Source organism: Streptomyces sp. NBC_00271 (genome assembly GCF_036178845.1).
Taxonomy (GTDB): domain Bacteria; phylum Actinomycetota; class Actinomycetes; order Streptomycetales; family Streptomycetaceae; genus Streptomyces.
The window spans coordinates 7,129,176-7,144,172 of record NZ_CP108070.1 but is presented as its reverse complement, the minus strand read 5'-3'; the positions used below and the strand labels follow the sequence as shown (position 1 = coordinate 7,144,172).

The following is a 14,997-nucleotide window of genomic DNA, read 5'->3' as shown; positions in this document are numbered from 1 at the left end:
TCCCATTAATCACCCATTTCGGTGAGGAGCCGCGAAGACGGGAGAGGTGAGGGCTTTACGCACCTTTTTCGCCGATACGGTCACGGTCATGCCTGCCCACACCGCCTCCGACCCGGCCGGATCCGCCTCCGACCCGGCCGAACCCGTCTCCGTCACGGGCTGGGGCCGCACCGCGCCGACCACCGCCCGTGTGGTCCGCCCGCGCACCTACGAGGAAGCGGCGGCCGCCGTCCGCGCCTGCGGGGTCCGCGGAGGCATCGCCCGGGGCCTGGGGCGGGCGTACGGGGACGCGGCGCAGAACGCGGGCGGGGCCGTGCTCGACATGACCGGCCTCGACCGCGTCCACGCGATCGACGTCGCCGGCGGGACCGTGCTCTGCGACGCGGGCGTGAGCCTGCACCGGCTGATGGAGGTCCTGCTCCCGCTCGGCTGGTTCGTACCGGTCACCCCCGGGACCCGCCAGGTGACCGTCGGCGGCGCGATCGGCGCGGACATCCACGGCAAGAACCACCACGTGTCCGGCTCGTTCGCCCGCCATGTCCTCTCCTTCGAGCTGCTGACCGCGGACGGCGCGATCCGCACGGTGGGCCGGGGCACCCCCCTCTTCGACGCCACCGCGGGCGGCATGGGCCTGACCGGGGTGATCCTCACGGCGACCGTCCGGCTCCAGCCCGTCGAGACCTCGCTGATGTGCGTCGACACCGAACGCGCGGCGGACCTGGACGACTTGATGGCCCGTCTCACCGCCACGGACCACCGCTACCGGTACTCGGTCGCCTGGATCGACCTGCTCGCGCGCGGCCGCTCGACGGGACGCGCGGTGCTCACCCGCGGGGAACACGCCCCCCTGGACGCGCTCCCCCCACGCGCGCGCCGGCGCCCGCTGGCGTTCCGACCGCCGCGGTTCCCGTCCGCGCCCGCCTTCGTACCGGAGGGACTGCTCGGCCGCGGATCGGTGGGCCTCTTCAATGAGCTCTGGTACCGGAAGGCACCCCGCGCGCGTACAGGTGAGCTACAGCGGATCCCGGCCTTCTTCCACCCGCTCGACGGGGTGCCGCACTGGAACCGGATCTACGGGCGCGGTGGCTTCGTGCAGTACCAGTTCGTCGTCGGACACGGGCGCGAGGAGGCCCTGCGGCGCATCGTGCGGCGCATCGCCGAACGCCGGTGCCCGTCCTTCCTCGCCGTCCTGAAGCGTTTCGGCGAGGGCGATCCGGGCTGGCTCTCCTTCCCGATGCCGGGCTGGACCCTCGCCCTGGACATCCCCGCGAACCTGCCGGGCCTCGGCGCCTTCCTCGACGAGCTGGACGAGGAGGTGGCCGGGGCGGGCGGACGCGTGTACCTGGCGAAGGACGCGCGGCTGCGGCCGGAACTGCTGGCCGACATGTATCCACGGCTGACCGAATTCCGGGAGCTGCGGGCCGAGTTCGACCCGCGCGGGGTGTTCACCTCCGACCTGTCCCGCCGCCTCGACCTCTAGAACCGGTCGACCGTCCCGCCTCCTCACCCCTCAAGGAGTTGTCATGAAGGACGCCTTCGGAGCCCCCCAGTCCCTGCTGATCCTCGGCGGCACGTCCGAGATCGCGCTGGCCACGGCACGCCGTCTGATCGCCCGGCGCACCCGCACGGTGTGGCTCGCCGGACGGCCCTCACCGGCCCTGGAACGGGACGCCGAGCACCTGCGCGGACTCGGCGCGGACGTCCGTACCCTCGCCTTCGACGCGCTCGACCCCGAGTCCCACGAGACGGTCCTCGGCAAGGTCTTCACCGAGGGCGACCTCGACATGGTGCTGCTCGCCTTCGGGGTCCTCGGCGACCAGGCCCGGGACGAGCGGGAGCCGGTGGCCGCCGCCCGGATCGCGCAGACCAACTACACGGGGGCTGTGTCGGCCCTGCTGGTGTGCGCGCGGGCCCTCCAGACGCAGGGGCACGGCTCCCTGGTGGTGCTCTCCTCGGTCGCGGGCGAGCGCGCCCGCCGCTCCAACTTCATCTACGGGTCGAGCAAGGCGGGCCTGGACGCCTTCGCCCAGGGTCTGGGCGACGCGCTGCACGGCACCGGCGTCCACGTGATGGTCGTACGCCCGGGGTTCGTCCGTACGAAGATGACCGCGGGGCGCGCGGAGGGACCCATGGCCACCACACCGGAGGCGGTCGCGACGGCCGTCGAGGTGGGGCTGCGACGGCGCTCGGAGACGGTGTGGGTGCCGGGGGCGCTGCGGCTGGTGATGGCGGCGCTGCGGCACGTACCGCGAGCGGTGTTCCGCCGCCTGCCGATCTAGCTCGACGGCGGCTGCCCGGCTCGACCGCCGCTAGCGGCTGGCGATGGTCCCGCGCTCCACGTCCACGTGGCCCGCCTGCGGTGGCACCACGGATCCGCCGAAGGCGAACTCCCGCAGCTTGCGCCACACACTGTCGGAGCCCTGCTCGTAGAGCGCGAACCCCGTGCAGGGCCACTCGGCGTCGTAGTCGGCGAGTTCATGGAACGCGCGGTCCATCGCCGCGTCGTCGATGCCGTGCGCCACCGTGACGTGCGGGTGGTACGGGAACTGCAGTTCGCGCGCCACGGGACCGGAGGCGTCGCGGACCCGCTGCTGGAGCCAGGTGCAGGCCTCGGCGCCCTGGACGACCTTCACGAACACCACCGGTGACAGGGGCCGGAAGGTGCCGGTGCCCGACAGCCGCATCGGGAAGGGCCGGCCGACCACGGCGACCTCGGTCAGATGCGCCTCGACGGCCGGCAGGTCGGCGGCGTGGACCTCCGTCGGCGGCAGCAGGGTGACGTGCGTGGGGATGCCACAAGCCGCGGGGTCGCCGAAGCCCGCGCGCCGCTCCTGGAGCAGGCTGCCGTAAGGCTCCGGGACCGCGATCGACACGCCGATCGTTACGGTCCCCACGTCGTCTCCTGTCGTCGTGTCCGGTGCGTCGTCGGTCGCGTCACCGGTTGCGTTGTCCTTCGCGTCGCCGGGCGCGTTGTCTGGTTCGTACTCAGCCGTCCGGCTATCGACTGTAAGGCCACGGCTGTGCTGTGGGCAGGCGCAGCCGTAGTGATGTGCAGCGCTCTGCCCAGTGGTACGTGTGTGCGGTCGTACGCCTCAGTGCTTGGCGGGCAGGAAGCCCACCCGGTCGTACGCCTGCGCGAGCGTCTCCGCGGCGACGGCGCGCGCCTTCTCGGCTCCCTTGGCCAGGATCGAGTCGAGCGTCTCCGGGTCGTCCAGGTACTGCTGGGTGCGCTCACGGAACGGGGTCACGAAGTCGACCATGACCTCGGCGAGGTCCGTCTTGAGCGCACCGTAGCCCTTGCCCGTGTACTTCTCCTCCAGTTCCGCGATACCGGTACCGGTGAGGGTCGAGTAGATGGTCAGCAGATTGCTGATACCCGGTTTCTGCTCGCTGTCATACCTGATGACGGTGTCCGTGTCGGTGACCGCGCTCTTGACCTTCTTGGCGGTGGTCTTCGGCTCGTCGAGCAGGTTGATGAGGCCCTTCGGCGTGGACGCCGACTTGCTCATCTTGATCGACGGGTCCTGGAGGTCGTAGATCTTCGCCGTTTCCTTGAGGATGTACGGCTTCGGGATCGTGAAGGTCTCGCCGAAGCGGCCGTTGAAGCGCTCGGCGAGGTCGCGGGTGAGCTCGACGTGCTGGCGCTGGTCCTCGCCGACCGGGACCTCGTTCGCCTGGTACAGCAGGATGTCGGCGACCTGGAGGATCGGGTACGTGAACAGGCCGACGGACGCGCGGTCCGAGCCCTGCTTGGCGGACTTGTCCTTGAACTGGGTCATGCGGGAGGCCTCGCCGAAGCCGGTGAGGCAGTTCATGATCCAGGCGAGCTGGGCGTGCTCGGGGACATGGCTCTGCACGAAGAGCGTGCAGCGGTCCGCGTCGAGACCCGCGGCGAGCAGCTGCGCGGTGGCGAGCCGGGTGTTCGCGCGCAGGTCCGCCGGGTCCTGCGGAACGGTGATCGCGTGCAGGTCGACGACCATGTAGAAGGCGTCGTGGGACTCCTGCAGGGCCACCCACTGGCGGACGGCGCCGAGGTAGTTGCCGAGGTGGAACGAGCCTGCTGTGGGCTGGATTCCGGAGAGCACGCGGGGACGTTCAGAGGCCATGTTCACCATTCTCTCAGGTGCACCCGGGAGCTCGGGAACAGGTGGGAACAGAGCTCTCCCCGGAAGGAGGACCCGGGCGGATACTCGAGGCACGTGCTGGCGGCGGACGGGGGACACGCATGGCGGGCCGAGGCGGACGGGTGAGATCGGGGATCGCGGTGTTCTCGGGTGTGGTGCTCGCCGTGCTGGCGGCGCACCCGGCGGGGGCTTTGGCACCGGCCGCGGGGCACAGAGGGCCGGACATGGCCCTGGTCATCGAGGGCGGCACGGGGCGCACGACCGCACTGCACTCCGGGGAGCGGGACTTCACACGGCTGTGGGACCTGCTGACTCCCACCTACATGGGGACGGTCCGGGTGCCGGACGCGTGGACGGCGGGCGACTTCCCGCGGGTACGGGCCACCGTGATGTGGGGCCTGAGCGGGGTCGGGGGCTGGCCGCAGACCGACAGCGCGCCGGGGGGCGATGTCGCCATGGGGCGCCAGGACCAGCTGTTCCTGGCCGCGGACGGCACGCCCTGGGTGCGCACGGACCCCTCGCCCGACGTCGTGGACGACGACATCCGCTGGCACCGCGCGTCACGCTCGGTGTACGAGCGGGTGGTCGGGCGGGGGCAGCTGCTCGACGCCGCCGCAGGCGCACCGGCCTCGAAGCGGGGTGTCGAGGAGCGTGCGCGGTGGGTGCTGCCCGGCCTTGGCGCGGGTCTGCTCCTCGGGGTCGGCGGCGCCTTCCTGGTACGCCGCGCGGCGGCCCGGCGGGATGGAGCCGGACCGCCGCGGGAACCACGACAGGAGCTGATCGACCTCTGATCCAGCAGGTGGGTCAGCCGAGGTCGATCTCCGGGTAGAGCGGGAACGGGGCCAGCAGGTCGGTGGCGCGGTGGGAGATCTCGTCGGAGATCTTCGCGTCCAGGACGTGCTGGGCCTTGGACGGGGCGCCCTTGGCGGTGGTGCCGGGCTCGGCGGCGGTGAGGACGCGGTCGATGAGACCGGCGATCTCGTCCATCTCGGTGGTGCCCAGACCACGGGTGGTCAGCGCGGGCGTGCCGATGCGGATGCCGGAGGTGTACCAGGCGCCGTTCGGGTCGGCGGGGATGGCGTTGCGGTTGGTGACGATGCCCGAGTCGAGCAGCGCGGACTCGGCCTGGCGGCCGGTGAGGCCGTAGGAGGAGGCGACGTCGATCAGGTTGAGGTGGTTGTCCGTGCCGCCGGTGACCAGGGTGGCGCCGCGCCGCATCAGGCCCTCGGCGAGGGCGCGGGCGTTGTCGACGACGGCCTGGGCGTAGTCGCGGAACTCGGGGCGGCGGGCCTCGGCGAGCGCGACGGCCTTGGCGGCCATGACGTGCGGGAGGGGGCCGCCGAGGACCATCGGGCAGCCGCGGTCGACCTGCTCGGCGAGGCTCTCGTCGCACAGGACCATGCCGCCGCGCGGGCCGCGCAGCGACTTGTGCGTGGTGGTGGTGACGATCTGGGCGTGCGGGACGGGGTCGAAGTCGCCGGTGAGGACCTTGCCCGCGACCAGACCGGCGAAGTGCGCCATGTCGACCATCAGGGTCGCGCCGACCTCGTCGGCGATCTCCCGCATGATCCGGAAGTTCACCAGGCGGGGGTAGGCGGAGTAGCCGGCGACGATGATCAGCGGCTTGAACTCACGGGCCGATGTCCGCAGCGCCTCGTAGTCGATGAGGCCGGTGGCGGGATCGGTGCCGTAGGAACGCTGGTCGAACATCTTTCCTGAGATGTTCGGGCGGAAGCCGTGGGTGAGGTGGCCGCCCGCGTCCAGGGACATGCCGAGCATGCGCTGGTTGCCGAAGGCCTGGCGCAGCTCCGCCCAGTCGGCCTCGCTGAGGTCGTTGACGTTGCGGACGCCCGCCTTGGCGAGGGCCGGGGCCTCGACGCGGGCGGCGAGGACGGCCCAGAAGGCGACCAGGTTGGCGTCGATGCCGGAGTGCGGCTGGGCGTAGGCGTGCTCGGCGCCGAAGAGCTCGCGGGCGTGCTCGGCGGCGAGGGCCTCGACGGTGTCGACGTTGCGGCAGCCGGCGTAGAAGCGGCGGCCGACGGTGCCCTCGGCGTACTTGTCGCTGAACCAGTTGCCCATGGCCAGCAGGGTGGCCGGGGAGGCGTAGTTCTCCGACGCGATCAGCTTGAGCATCTCGCGCTGGTCGGCGATTTCCTGACCGATGGCGTCGGCGACGCGGGGCTCCACGGCCCGGATCACGTCGAGGGCGCTGCGGAAGGCGGTGGACTCGGTGGAGAGGGGCTCGGGCATGGACGGCCTCCGGACGTGGCGTTCAGCGTTCACGGGTCGGCCCAGGCGCACGGCACACAGTTCACGGGCCGCTCCCCGATGGTCGATCCCATCCCAGCGCGCCAGTCACGGCCCGTCGCCAGCCTACCGGGCGCGCCGGATCGCCGGGTTCCCTCGTCCACCATGCGAGCGACGATATGAAGGGAGCCACGAGCCAGACCCCCGTGCGGCAGCGATCCCTGGGCTGCAGGAAACGGAGATTCCGTGACCACCACCGAACGACTCATCGCCTCGGCCGACGCGCACGGCGCGCACAACTACCACCCGCTGCCGGTCGTCGTGGCGACGGCGGACGGGGCCTGGATGACGGACGTCGAGGGCCGCCGCTTCCTCGACCTGCTGGCCGGCTACTCGGCGCTGAACTTCGGCCACGGCAACCGAAGGCTGCTCGACGCGGCGAAGGCGCAGCTGGAGCGGGTGACGCTGACCTCGCGGGCCTTCCACCACGACCGGTTCGCCGACTTCTGCGCGCAGCTCGCGCAGCTGTGCGGCATGGAGATGGTGCTGCCGATGAACACGGGTGCGGAGGCGGTGGAGACCGCCGTGAAGACGGCCAGGAAGTGGGGGTACCGCGTCAAGGGCGTCCCCGACGGCCGCGCGAGGATCGTCGTGGCGAGCGACAACTTCCACGGCCGTACGACGACACTCATCAGCTTCTCCACGGACGCGGAGGCGCGGACGGACTTCGGGCCGTTCACGCCGGGCTTCGACATCGTGCCGTACGGGGACCTGGCCGCGCTGCGGGCGGCGGTCACCGAGGAGACGGTCGCGGTGCTGCTGGAGCCGATCCAAGGCGAGGCGGGCGTGCTGGTGCCGCCGCCCGGCTACCTCGCCGGGGTGCGGGACGTGACGCGCGAGCGGAACGTCCTCTTCGTCGCGGACGAGATCCAGTCCGGGCTGGGCCGCACGGGCCGCACCTTCGCGTGCGAGCACGAGGGCGTGGTGCCGGACGTGTACGTACTGGGCAAGGCGCTCGGGGGCGGGGTCGTACCGGTGTCGGCGGTGGTGGCGAGCAGGGAGGTGCTCGGGGTGTTCCGGCCCGGTGAGCACGGGTCGACGTTCGGCGGGAACCCGCTGGCCTGCGCGGTGGCGCTCGAGGTGATCGCGATGCTGCGGTCGGGCGAGTACCAGCGGCGCGCCGCGGAACTGGGTGACCACCTACACCGGGAGCTGGGGCTGCTGACGGGCTCGGGGCATGTCACGGCGGTGCGCGGGCGGGGGCTGTGGGCGGGCGTCGACATCGCCCCCGAGTACGGCACGGGACGCGAGATCTCCGAGCGGCTGATGGACCGGGGTGTCCTGGTCAAGGACACCCACGGGGTCACGGTCCGGATCGCCCCGCCGCTGGTCATCAGCAAGGAGGACCTGGACTGGGGGCTGGCTCAGCTGCGTGCGGTGCTCGGCGCCGACTGAGCGCCCAGGGGCTGTCCGGCCGGACAGGCCCTGGCTAGAGGATCACGTGGGGCAAAAAGCGGGCGTACTCGTCCGTGATCAGCCCGGACGACTCGCGGATGCCGAGCCCCGCCGACTCGCCGTCCACGACCCAGGCGCCGAGGACGACATGGTTGCCGTCGAAGGAGGGAAGGGGGGCCAGTTCCTGGTAGCAGCAGGGCTCGTCCTCGCGTACGACGGGGGCGGCGCCGGGCGCGTGCACCGTCACCCCGGCGCCCTCGCGGCCGAGGAGCGGCTTGGCGACGTACCCCTGGGTGGTGGCCAGCTCCCGGGGTCCGTCGAGGTGGGCGGGGAGGAGGTTGGGGTGGCCCGGGTACAGCTCCCAGAGCACGGCGAGGAGGGCCTTGTTGCTGAGGAGCATCTTCCAGGCGGGCTCGATCCACAGGGTCGTGCCCGTACCGCCGCCGTTGTCGAGGGTGTCCAGGACGTGGTCGGCGAAGCGGTCGGTGGTGAGCCACTCCCAGGGGTAGAGCTTGAAGCAGCTGCGGATGAAACGGAGCTGGTTGTCGACGAAGCGGTCGGAGAGGGGGTCCCAGCCGATCTCCTCCACCGAGATCCAGTCGGTGTCGAGCCCTGCCTGTTCCGCCGTCTCTTTCAGGTACGCGACGGTCATCAGGTCCTCGCCGAGTTCGTCGTCGGCGGAGTGCGCGAAGTAGAGGGGGCTGCCCGGCGGGAGGAGGGCGGCCTGCTTCTTCCAGGCGGCGACGAGGCGTTCGTGCAGGGAGTTCCACTGGTCGGCGCCGGGGAAACGGTCCTCCATCCAGAACCACTGGGGGCTCGCCGCCTCGACGAGGGACGTCGGGGTGTCGGCGTTGTACTCCAGCATCTTGGCGGGGCCCGTGCCGTCGTAGCGCAGGTCGAAACGGCCGTAGACGGACGGGAGTTCGGCGCGGCGCCGCCAGGCCTCGGCGACCGCCCGCACGACGCGCGGGTCGGTGATGCCGAGGTCGGCGAAACGGTTCTCCGTGACGATGTACTCGGCCGCCGCCAGGCACATGCGGTGCAGTTCCTCGACGACCTCCTCCAGCGCCTCCACCTCCGGGAGCGAGAAGGCGTAGTACGCGCTCTCGTCCCAGTAGGGGCGCAGGGAGTCGTCCGGGTAGCGGGTCAGGGGGTAGATGAGGCCCTGTTGCTCGACGATCTGCTGCCAGCCGACGCGGGGCTCGATGGTGCGGCGTTCCATGGCGTACGGGTCCGATCGGTGCTGGGCGCGCGGCCTACGGCTACGGGTGAGGTGAGGTGACGTGGTGTCGCGTCGCTCAGCCGCCGGAGCTGCCCTTGCCGCTGCCGAAGCCGCCGCGGTCGACGGAGTGGTGGCTGCCGCCGCTGGTGCTGCTGCCGGATCCCTTGCTCGCCTTGGTGAAGGAGCCGCCGTCGATCCAGCTGCCCTTCTTCTTGCCGCCGTAGTACCAGCCGCTGCTGACCGAGGTCTTGGTGGTTTTGGTGGTCTTGCAGTTCTTGTCGGCGACGACCTTGTAGCCCTTGAGCGAGGTGTAGCTGTCGCGGTCGACACAGCGCTTGTCCGGATCCGAGGAGCAGGCGGTGAGGGCCGCCGCGAGGAGTCCCATGCCGCCGAGTACGACCGTGCCCGAGCGCAGTTGCCGTCGTGTGTCCGCCATTTTCGATCCCCCGTTGTTGTCACAGTGCGTCCTGCTGAGCACCCTGCTGGGCGCAAGCGATCAGATTAGAGAACGGCTGAGACAGGTGGGCGGCAACCCCCTCCTTTTCGGCGTCCCCTACAGTCACTTCGTGCTCTTTGGAATGGTGTGCGCACTTGGTGCGGCGGTCTGCTTCGGTACGGCGACGGTGTTGCAGGCGATCGCCGCGCGGGCGGCGGCCGACAGTGGCGGCTCGGGCGGGGACGCGGCGCTGCTGCTGCGCGCGCTGCGGCAGTGGAGGTATCTCGCGGGCCTCGCGCTGGACGGGCTGGGCTTCCTGTTGCAGATCGCGGCACTTCGCTCCATCCCCATCTACGCGGTCGGGGCGGCGCTGGCGGCGAGCCTCGCGGTGACGGCGGTGGTCGCCGCGCGGCTGCTGCAGGTGCGGTTGAGCGGGGTGGAGTGGGCCGCGGTGGGGGTGGTGTGCGCGGGGCTGGCGATGCTCGGGCTGGCGTCCGGGACGGAGGGCGGCGAGGCCGGGTCCATGACGCTGAAGTACTGGATGCTGGGGACCGCGGTGGTGGTGCTGCTGCTCGGTCTGGTGGGCGGGCGGATGTCCGGGCGGGGCCGGGCGTTGGTCCTCGGGCTCGGGGCCGGGTTCGGTTTCGGGGTCGTAGAGGTCTCGGTACGACTGATCGACGACCTCGCGCCCGCCACGCTGCTGACCAACCCGGCGACGTACGCGCTGCTCATCGGCGGAGGCGCCGCGTTCATCCTGCTGACCTCGGCGCTGCAGCGCGGCTCGGTGACGACGGCCACGGCCGGTCTGATCATCGGCGAGACCGTCGGACCGGCCCTGGTGGGGGTGATCTGGCTGGGCGACCGCACCCGCGAGGGCCTGGCCTGGCTGGCGGTACTGGGGTTCGCGGTGGCGGTGGCGGGCGCGTTGGCACTGGCACGGTTCGGGGAGGCGCCGGTGGAAGAACCGGCGAAGGAGCCGGTGGAGGAGGGGTGACGGGGCGGGCCGGGAAGTTCGTCGCCCTGACGTGGGACGACGCGGGCCTGTCCGATCTACATGCGCAGCCGGCACATGAAATGCCGGGCCGCGTCACGGCGTTCGCGATCGAGCAGGAAGTTCGGCTCGTACGGGGTGTCGTGAATGCCCCGGATCGACGCGGCGTCGGCCGGGTCGTTCTGTGGGACGGGCAGCAACTGGACTCGTCCGTCGCCTTCGACCTGCCACTCACGGACGCATACGGCGCGAACATCCCGCCAGGAGACCTCGCGGCCGCCCTGCGCGACGTACTGGCCGACTGCCCCGAACGCGAGGTCGGGGAGGAGTCGCGCGACGCCTTCGGAATCCCCGTGATCGACGCCTCCGCCGCTGTCCACGACTTCGTCGGCCGGCCGCGGTTCCACCTCTCGGACGCACTGCAGGCCGCAGCGGCGGCCTTCGCCCGCCGAGACGATGAAGGCTCTGTTGTCGTTGGCGTCACAGGAACGCACGCCGTACTTCCGATCCTCCTGGAAACGGGGGAGTTGGAGCGCATGCGGAAGAACGCCGACGATCCCTACTGTCGTGCGGTCTACGACTTGGCGGACTGGCTTACGGGGCGCTGACTGAGCGCTTCACCGAGTTGGAGTCCCGTCGCCACCACCTGTGCCCCCGCCCCCCGGTCGGGGGCACAACCGTTGTCCGGGGCCTCAGGCCATCGCCTCCACGATCCCGTCCCACAACCGGACCCTCGCCTCGAGGGCCAGCGTCGCCGTTTCGACCGCCTCCTGCCAGCGCGTGTCGTCCGTGCCGCAGAGGTCGGCCACCATTTGCATGGCCATGGGGGTGTGTTCCTCGCCGTCGACCTCGATATGTCGGGCCAGGTAGTCGCAGAAGAGCGGGAAGCGGTCGGTGCCCTCCTTCTTGATGACCTGGTCGAACATGTCGGGGATGAGGTCCTCCCGGGAGAGGGCGAACGCGGCCGCCCGGCAGTGCAGCGGCCGGTCCGAGATGATCTCGAAGGTGGTGCGGACGAACTCGGCGGCCGGCGCGGGGACTTGGGAGACGCGGAGTGCCGAGGGCACGTCGTGGCCCTCGGTGACCAGGGCGAGGAAGGTGTCGATCCTGGTCGCGTCGGCGTCCGCCTCGGTCATGCCCGCGCGGTACAGCTCGAAATGGCTGGTGAAGCCGCCGTTCAGTTCGTCGCTCTCCTCGACCAGGACGATGTCGTTGATCAGGCGCCGGCTCACCTCCGTGCCGCGCGGCACCCAGGGGACGTCGACGCAGGTCAGTTCCCGTTGGAGGGACTTCAGGAGCGACATGAAGTCCCATACCGCGAACACATGGTGCGCCATGAACGTCGCCATGTCCTCCCGGCTGTTTATCCGCTGGTAAATCGGGTGGGTGGTGACCTCCTTCCGTGCGGGTTCGATCACGGAACGCGCCCGCTCGATTCCCTCGTGGTTCATATTCCAGTCGTACCTGGACATGGGATCTCCTTCTTGGTGGCAGATGGGGGCCACAACGCGCGGCGGATGGCGATCGTGCAGCTTTATCGAAGGGTCTCGCAAGCACTTTCTGAAATTACGGGAGAGTTACCAGGAGTATCGATCGACAGAATGTGTCAAGATAACCAAAAGATAAACAAACGGTCACGATCCGGACACTCAAGAAACTTCGTTGAAGATTTGAACGCGCTGTATGCGCTTTCCGTACTCGGTGGCGTGACCAGGAATCCCGTAACCGTCACCGTGGCGTATCACGTGATCCCGGGCCGCGAGACCGACTTCCACTCCTGGGGGTGGGCCGTGCTGCGGGCGAGCTCGCGCGAACCGGGCTTCCTGGGGGGTGGTGTACTTGCCGACGGAGAGGCGGAGTGGCATGTGGTCTACCGCTTCGACAGCGAAGGGTCAGCCCTGGCCTGGGAAGACTCGATCATCCGGGCGCAGTGGGCCACCCGGGCGGACCCGTTCGCCCGGGAGACGGGCCGGCGGAGCGTGCGAGGTTCCAAGAGCTGGTTCGACGCCCAGACCGGCGCGCCGAAACCGCCGCCGGCACCGATCCCGCCCGCGAAATGGAAGCTGTGGTTCATTAATATGAGCGCGGTTTTCCCACCGGTGCTCTTATTCAATCTGCTCGTGATTCCGTATCTCGGCGGTCTCAATCCGCTCATCCGAACGCTGCTGCTGTGTCTGTGTGTGACGGCCCTCGTCACCTGGATTCTCATGCCGCGCCTTCAGCGATTCTTCAAGAAATGGCTGTACCCACCGCTCCAGGCGCTCCGCGGACGCCACAAAAGACGGACCGCGTAGGCCCGAGAACGATCAAAGGGAGGTGGGCGGGTGAAGACCCTGCTCATCGACAATTACGACTCGTACACGTACAACCTGTTCCAACTGATCGCCGAGGTCAACGGCGAGGAGCCGGTGGTGATCCTCAACGACGCCGCCCCCGACGGAACAGGCGGAAGAATTCCGGATCTCTCGGAATTCGACAATGTGGTGGTGTCGCCGGGCCCGGGGCACCCGGCCGAATCCCGTGACTTCGGGATCAGCGCCAGAGTGCTCGCGGAGTCCACGATCCCGGTGCTCGGTGTCTGCCTGGGCCACCAGGGCATCGCACTCGGGGAGCGGGGCCGGGTGCTGCCCGCCCCGGAGCCCCGGCACGGGCATCTGTCGAGAATCCGGCACGACGAGCGGGACCTGTTCCAGGGGCTGCCGCAGCACTTCACCGCGGTCCGCTACCACTCACTGTCCGTGCGCGAGCCGCTGCCCGGGACGCTGGAAGCCACGGCCTGGTCCGAGGACGGCGTCCTGATGGGACTGCGGCACCGCACCCGGCCGCTGTGGGGGGTGCAGTTCCACCCGGAGTCCGTCCTGACCGAGTACGGCCACCGGATGCTCGTGAACTTCCGCAACCTCACGGCGCAACGCGCCCGCAAGACCCGTACGAAGAACACCGCGGTCACCCCGTCCGCGGCGGCCATCCCCGCCCCCGCCGCGCCCTCCCGCACCGCGCGGACCGTCCGCCCCGCCCACCGGCTGCACACCCGCCGCATCGCCACCGCCGTCGACGCGGAGGCCGCCTTCACCCGCATGTACGCCGCCTCCCCGCGGGCGTTCTGGCTGGACAGCGCGCGCGTCGAGGAGGGGCGGTCACGGTTCTCGTTCTTCGGTGACGGCTCCGGGCCGCTGTCGGAGTTCGTCCGGTACGACGTCACGAGCGGCCGTTGCGAGATCGAGCGGGCGGGCCGGCCGCCGCGCAAGGTCCGGGCGAGCGTCTTCGACTACCTCAAGCGGCAGTTGGCGAACCGCCGCGTGGACGCCACCGGGCTGCCCTTCGACTTCACCGGCGGATACGTCGGCTACTTCGGGTACGAGACCAAGGCCGACTGCGGCTCCCCCAACCGCCACCGGGCCGAAACCCCCGACGCCTGCTGGCTGTTCGCCGACCGGCTGATCGCGGTGGACCACCAGGAGGGCTTCACCTACGCCGTCTGTGTGGCCGAGGACACCCCCCAGGCCACCCGGGAGGCCACCGACTGGCTCGACGGCGCACTCGCCCAGCTCACCTTCGTCGGCCCCGACCCGCAGCCGTTACCGCCCGCTCCCGTGTCGGCCGAGCCGGACCTCGCCGCCGAACCATGGCTCGTCCGCGACCGGGCCACCTACCTCGCGGACATCGAGGCCTGCGCGCGCGAACTCCGTGCGGGCACCAGCTACGAGATCTGTCTGACCAACGCGGCCCGGCTGCCCGCGCCGCCCGACGCGTACGACTTCTACCGGGTGCTGCGCCGCGTCAACCCGGCGCCGTACGCGGCCTTCCTGCGGTTCGGCGACCTCGACGTGGCGGGCGCCTCCCCCGAGCGCTTCCTGCGGATCACCCGCGGCGGCGTCGCCGAGGCCCGGCCCATCAAGGGCACCGCGCCCCGGGGCGACACCCCGGAGGAGGACACGCGCCTGCGGGACGCGCTCGCCGCCGACGCCAAGACCCGCGCCGAGAACCTGATGATCGTCGACCTGCTCCGCAACGACCTGGGCCGGGTCTGCCGGACCGGGACGGTACGCGTCTCCCGGCTCATGGCCACCGAGACCTACGCCACCGTGCACCAGCTCGTCTCCACCGTCGGGGGCCGGCTGCGCCCGGACACGGACGCGGTGGACTGCGTCCGCGCCTGCTTCCCCGGCGGCTCGATGACCGGCGCGCCGAAGCTGCGCACCATGGAGATCATCGACACGCTGGAGACCGAGGCGCGCGGGGTGTACTCCGGGGCCCTCGGCTACCTGGGGTGCAGTGGCGGCGCCGACCTCAGCATCGTCATCCGTACCGCCGTACTCGCGGACGGGCTGACGCACCTGGGCGCGGGCGGCGCGATCGTCCTCGACTCCGATCCGGCCGCGGAGTACGACGAGATGCTGCTGAAGACGGCGGCGCAGATGCGGGCCCTGCGGGAGCACCAGGAAGCCACCCCGGCAGGAGTGAGCGCCCGTCGGGCGGACACCCCCCGCCGAGCCGCCGTAGAGGAGCCCGCCCGGTGACG

At 70.7% G+C, this 14,997-nt stretch carries 14 protein-coding genes and 1 riboswitch; of the genes, 8 read left to right on the top strand and 6 right to left on the bottom strand.

Features of this window, described 5'->3' with window-relative positions; genetic code table 11:
* Window positions 1-88: 88 nt before the first annotated feature.
* The gene (locus OG798_RS32580; RefSeq protein ID WP_328758110.1) at window positions 89-1,480 is read left to right on the top strand and encodes an FAD-binding oxidoreductase; all 1,392 of its coding nucleotides are present in this window, start codon (window positions 89-91) and stop codon (window positions 1,478-1,480) included.
* Window positions 1,481-1,523: 43 nt separating this feature from the next.
* On the top strand, window positions 1,524-2,279 hold the full coding sequence (locus tag OG798_RS32575) for a decaprenylphospho-beta-D-erythro-pentofuranosid-2-ulose 2-reductase (protein WP_097225003.1): 756 nt from the start codon (window positions 1,524-1,526) through the stop codon (window positions 2,277-2,279).
* Between the two features lie 30 nt (window positions 2,280-2,309).
* Here the strand turns inward: OG798_RS32575 and OG798_RS32570 are convergent, their stop codons facing one another.
* The gene (locus tag OG798_RS32570) at window positions 2,310-2,894 is read right to left on the bottom strand and encodes a 2'-5' RNA ligase family protein (protein WP_097225004.1); all 585 of its coding nucleotides are present in this window, start codon (window positions 2,892-2,894) and stop codon (window positions 2,310-2,312) included.
* A gap of 198 nt (window positions 2,895-3,092) precedes the next feature.
* Window positions 3,093-4,106, bottom strand: coding sequence for a tryptophan--tRNA ligase (gene trpS, locus OG798_RS32565; protein WP_095857838.1), 1,014 nt, complete (start codon window positions 4,104-4,106; stop codon window positions 3,093-3,095).
* A 140-nt stretch (window positions 4,107-4,246) separates the two neighbouring features.
* Here trpS and OG798_RS32560 point away from each other — a divergent pair, with 140 nt between their 5' ends.
* Window positions 4,247-4,915, top strand: coding sequence for a hypothetical protein (locus tag OG798_RS32560; RefSeq protein WP_328758109.1), 669 nt, complete (start codon window positions 4,247-4,249; stop codon window positions 4,913-4,915).
* Between the two features lie 13 nt (window positions 4,916-4,928).
* Here the strand turns inward: OG798_RS32560 and OG798_RS32555 are convergent, their stop codons facing one another.
* Complete coding sequence (locus OG798_RS32555; protein ID WP_121415258.1) at window positions 4,929-6,425, bottom strand: glycine hydroxymethyltransferase; 1,497 nt, start codon at window positions 6,423-6,425, stop codon at window positions 4,929-4,931.
* Window positions 6,407-6,493, bottom strand: a riboswitch (ZMP/ZTP riboswitch). Its footprint overlaps the gene before it by 19 nt.
* A 124-nt stretch (window positions 6,494-6,617) precedes the next feature.
* On the opposite strand from OG798_RS32555, the gene rocD reads away from it, so the two are divergent.
* A complete protein-coding gene (rocD, locus tag OG798_RS32550; protein ID WP_328758108.1) occupies window positions 6,618-7,826 on the top strand; it encodes an ornithine--oxo-acid transaminase in 1,209 nt (402 codons plus the stop codon).
* A gap of 34 nt (window positions 7,827-7,860) precedes the next feature.
* Here rocD and OG798_RS32545 read toward each other — a convergent pair whose 3' ends face one another.
* Together OG798_RS32545 and OG798_RS32540 are read right to left on the bottom strand one after the other, a co-directional pair.
* Window positions 7,861-9,048: a glutathionylspermidine synthase family protein gene (locus OG798_RS32545; protein ID WP_121415262.1), complete on the bottom strand. Its 1,188-nt coding sequence runs from the start codon at window positions 9,046-9,048 to the stop codon at window positions 7,861-7,863.
* 76 nt (window positions 9,049-9,124) lie between these two features.
* The gene (locus OG798_RS32540) at window positions 9,125-9,484 is read right to left on the bottom strand and encodes a hypothetical protein (protein ID WP_095852999.1); all 360 of its coding nucleotides are present in this window, start codon (window positions 9,482-9,484) and stop codon (window positions 9,125-9,127) included.
* Window positions 9,485-9,626: 142 nt separating this feature from the next.
* On the opposite strand from OG798_RS32540, the gene OG798_RS32535 reads away from it, so the two are divergent.
* Both OG798_RS32535 and OG798_RS32530 read left to right on the top strand, forming a co-directional pair.
* On the top strand, window positions 9,627-10,478 hold the full coding sequence (locus tag OG798_RS32535; RefSeq protein ID WP_095857839.1) for a DMT family transporter: 852 nt from the start codon (window positions 9,627-9,629) through the stop codon (window positions 10,476-10,478).
* The gene (locus OG798_RS32530) at window positions 10,475-11,083 is read left to right on the top strand and encodes a hypothetical protein (protein WP_328758107.1); all 609 of its coding nucleotides are present in this window, start codon (window positions 10,475-10,477) and stop codon (window positions 11,081-11,083) included. The genes OG798_RS32535 and OG798_RS32530 overlap by 4 nt, the downstream gene beginning before the upstream one ends.
* 84 nt (window positions 11,084-11,167) lie before the next feature.
* Here OG798_RS32530 and OG798_RS32525 read toward each other — a convergent pair whose 3' ends face one another.
* Window positions 11,168-11,947: a DUF3050 domain-containing protein gene (locus OG798_RS32525; RefSeq protein WP_328758106.1), complete on the bottom strand. Its 780-nt coding sequence runs from the start codon at window positions 11,945-11,947 to the stop codon at window positions 11,168-11,170.
* A gap of 234 nt (window positions 11,948-12,181) precedes the next feature.
* Between OG798_RS32525 and OG798_RS32520 the strand changes: the two genes are divergently transcribed.
* Entirely contained in the window at window positions 12,182-12,769 is a 588-nt protein-coding gene (locus tag OG798_RS32520) for a hypothetical protein (protein WP_095857840.1), read from the top strand.
* Between the two features lie 30 nt (window positions 12,770-12,799).
* Complete coding sequence (gene pabB, locus OG798_RS32515; RefSeq protein ID WP_328758105.1) at window positions 12,800-14,995, top strand: aminodeoxychorismate synthase component I; 2,196 nt, start codon at window positions 12,800-12,802, stop codon at window positions 14,993-14,995.
* The last annotated feature ends 2 nt before the right edge of the window (window positions 14,996-14,997 follow it).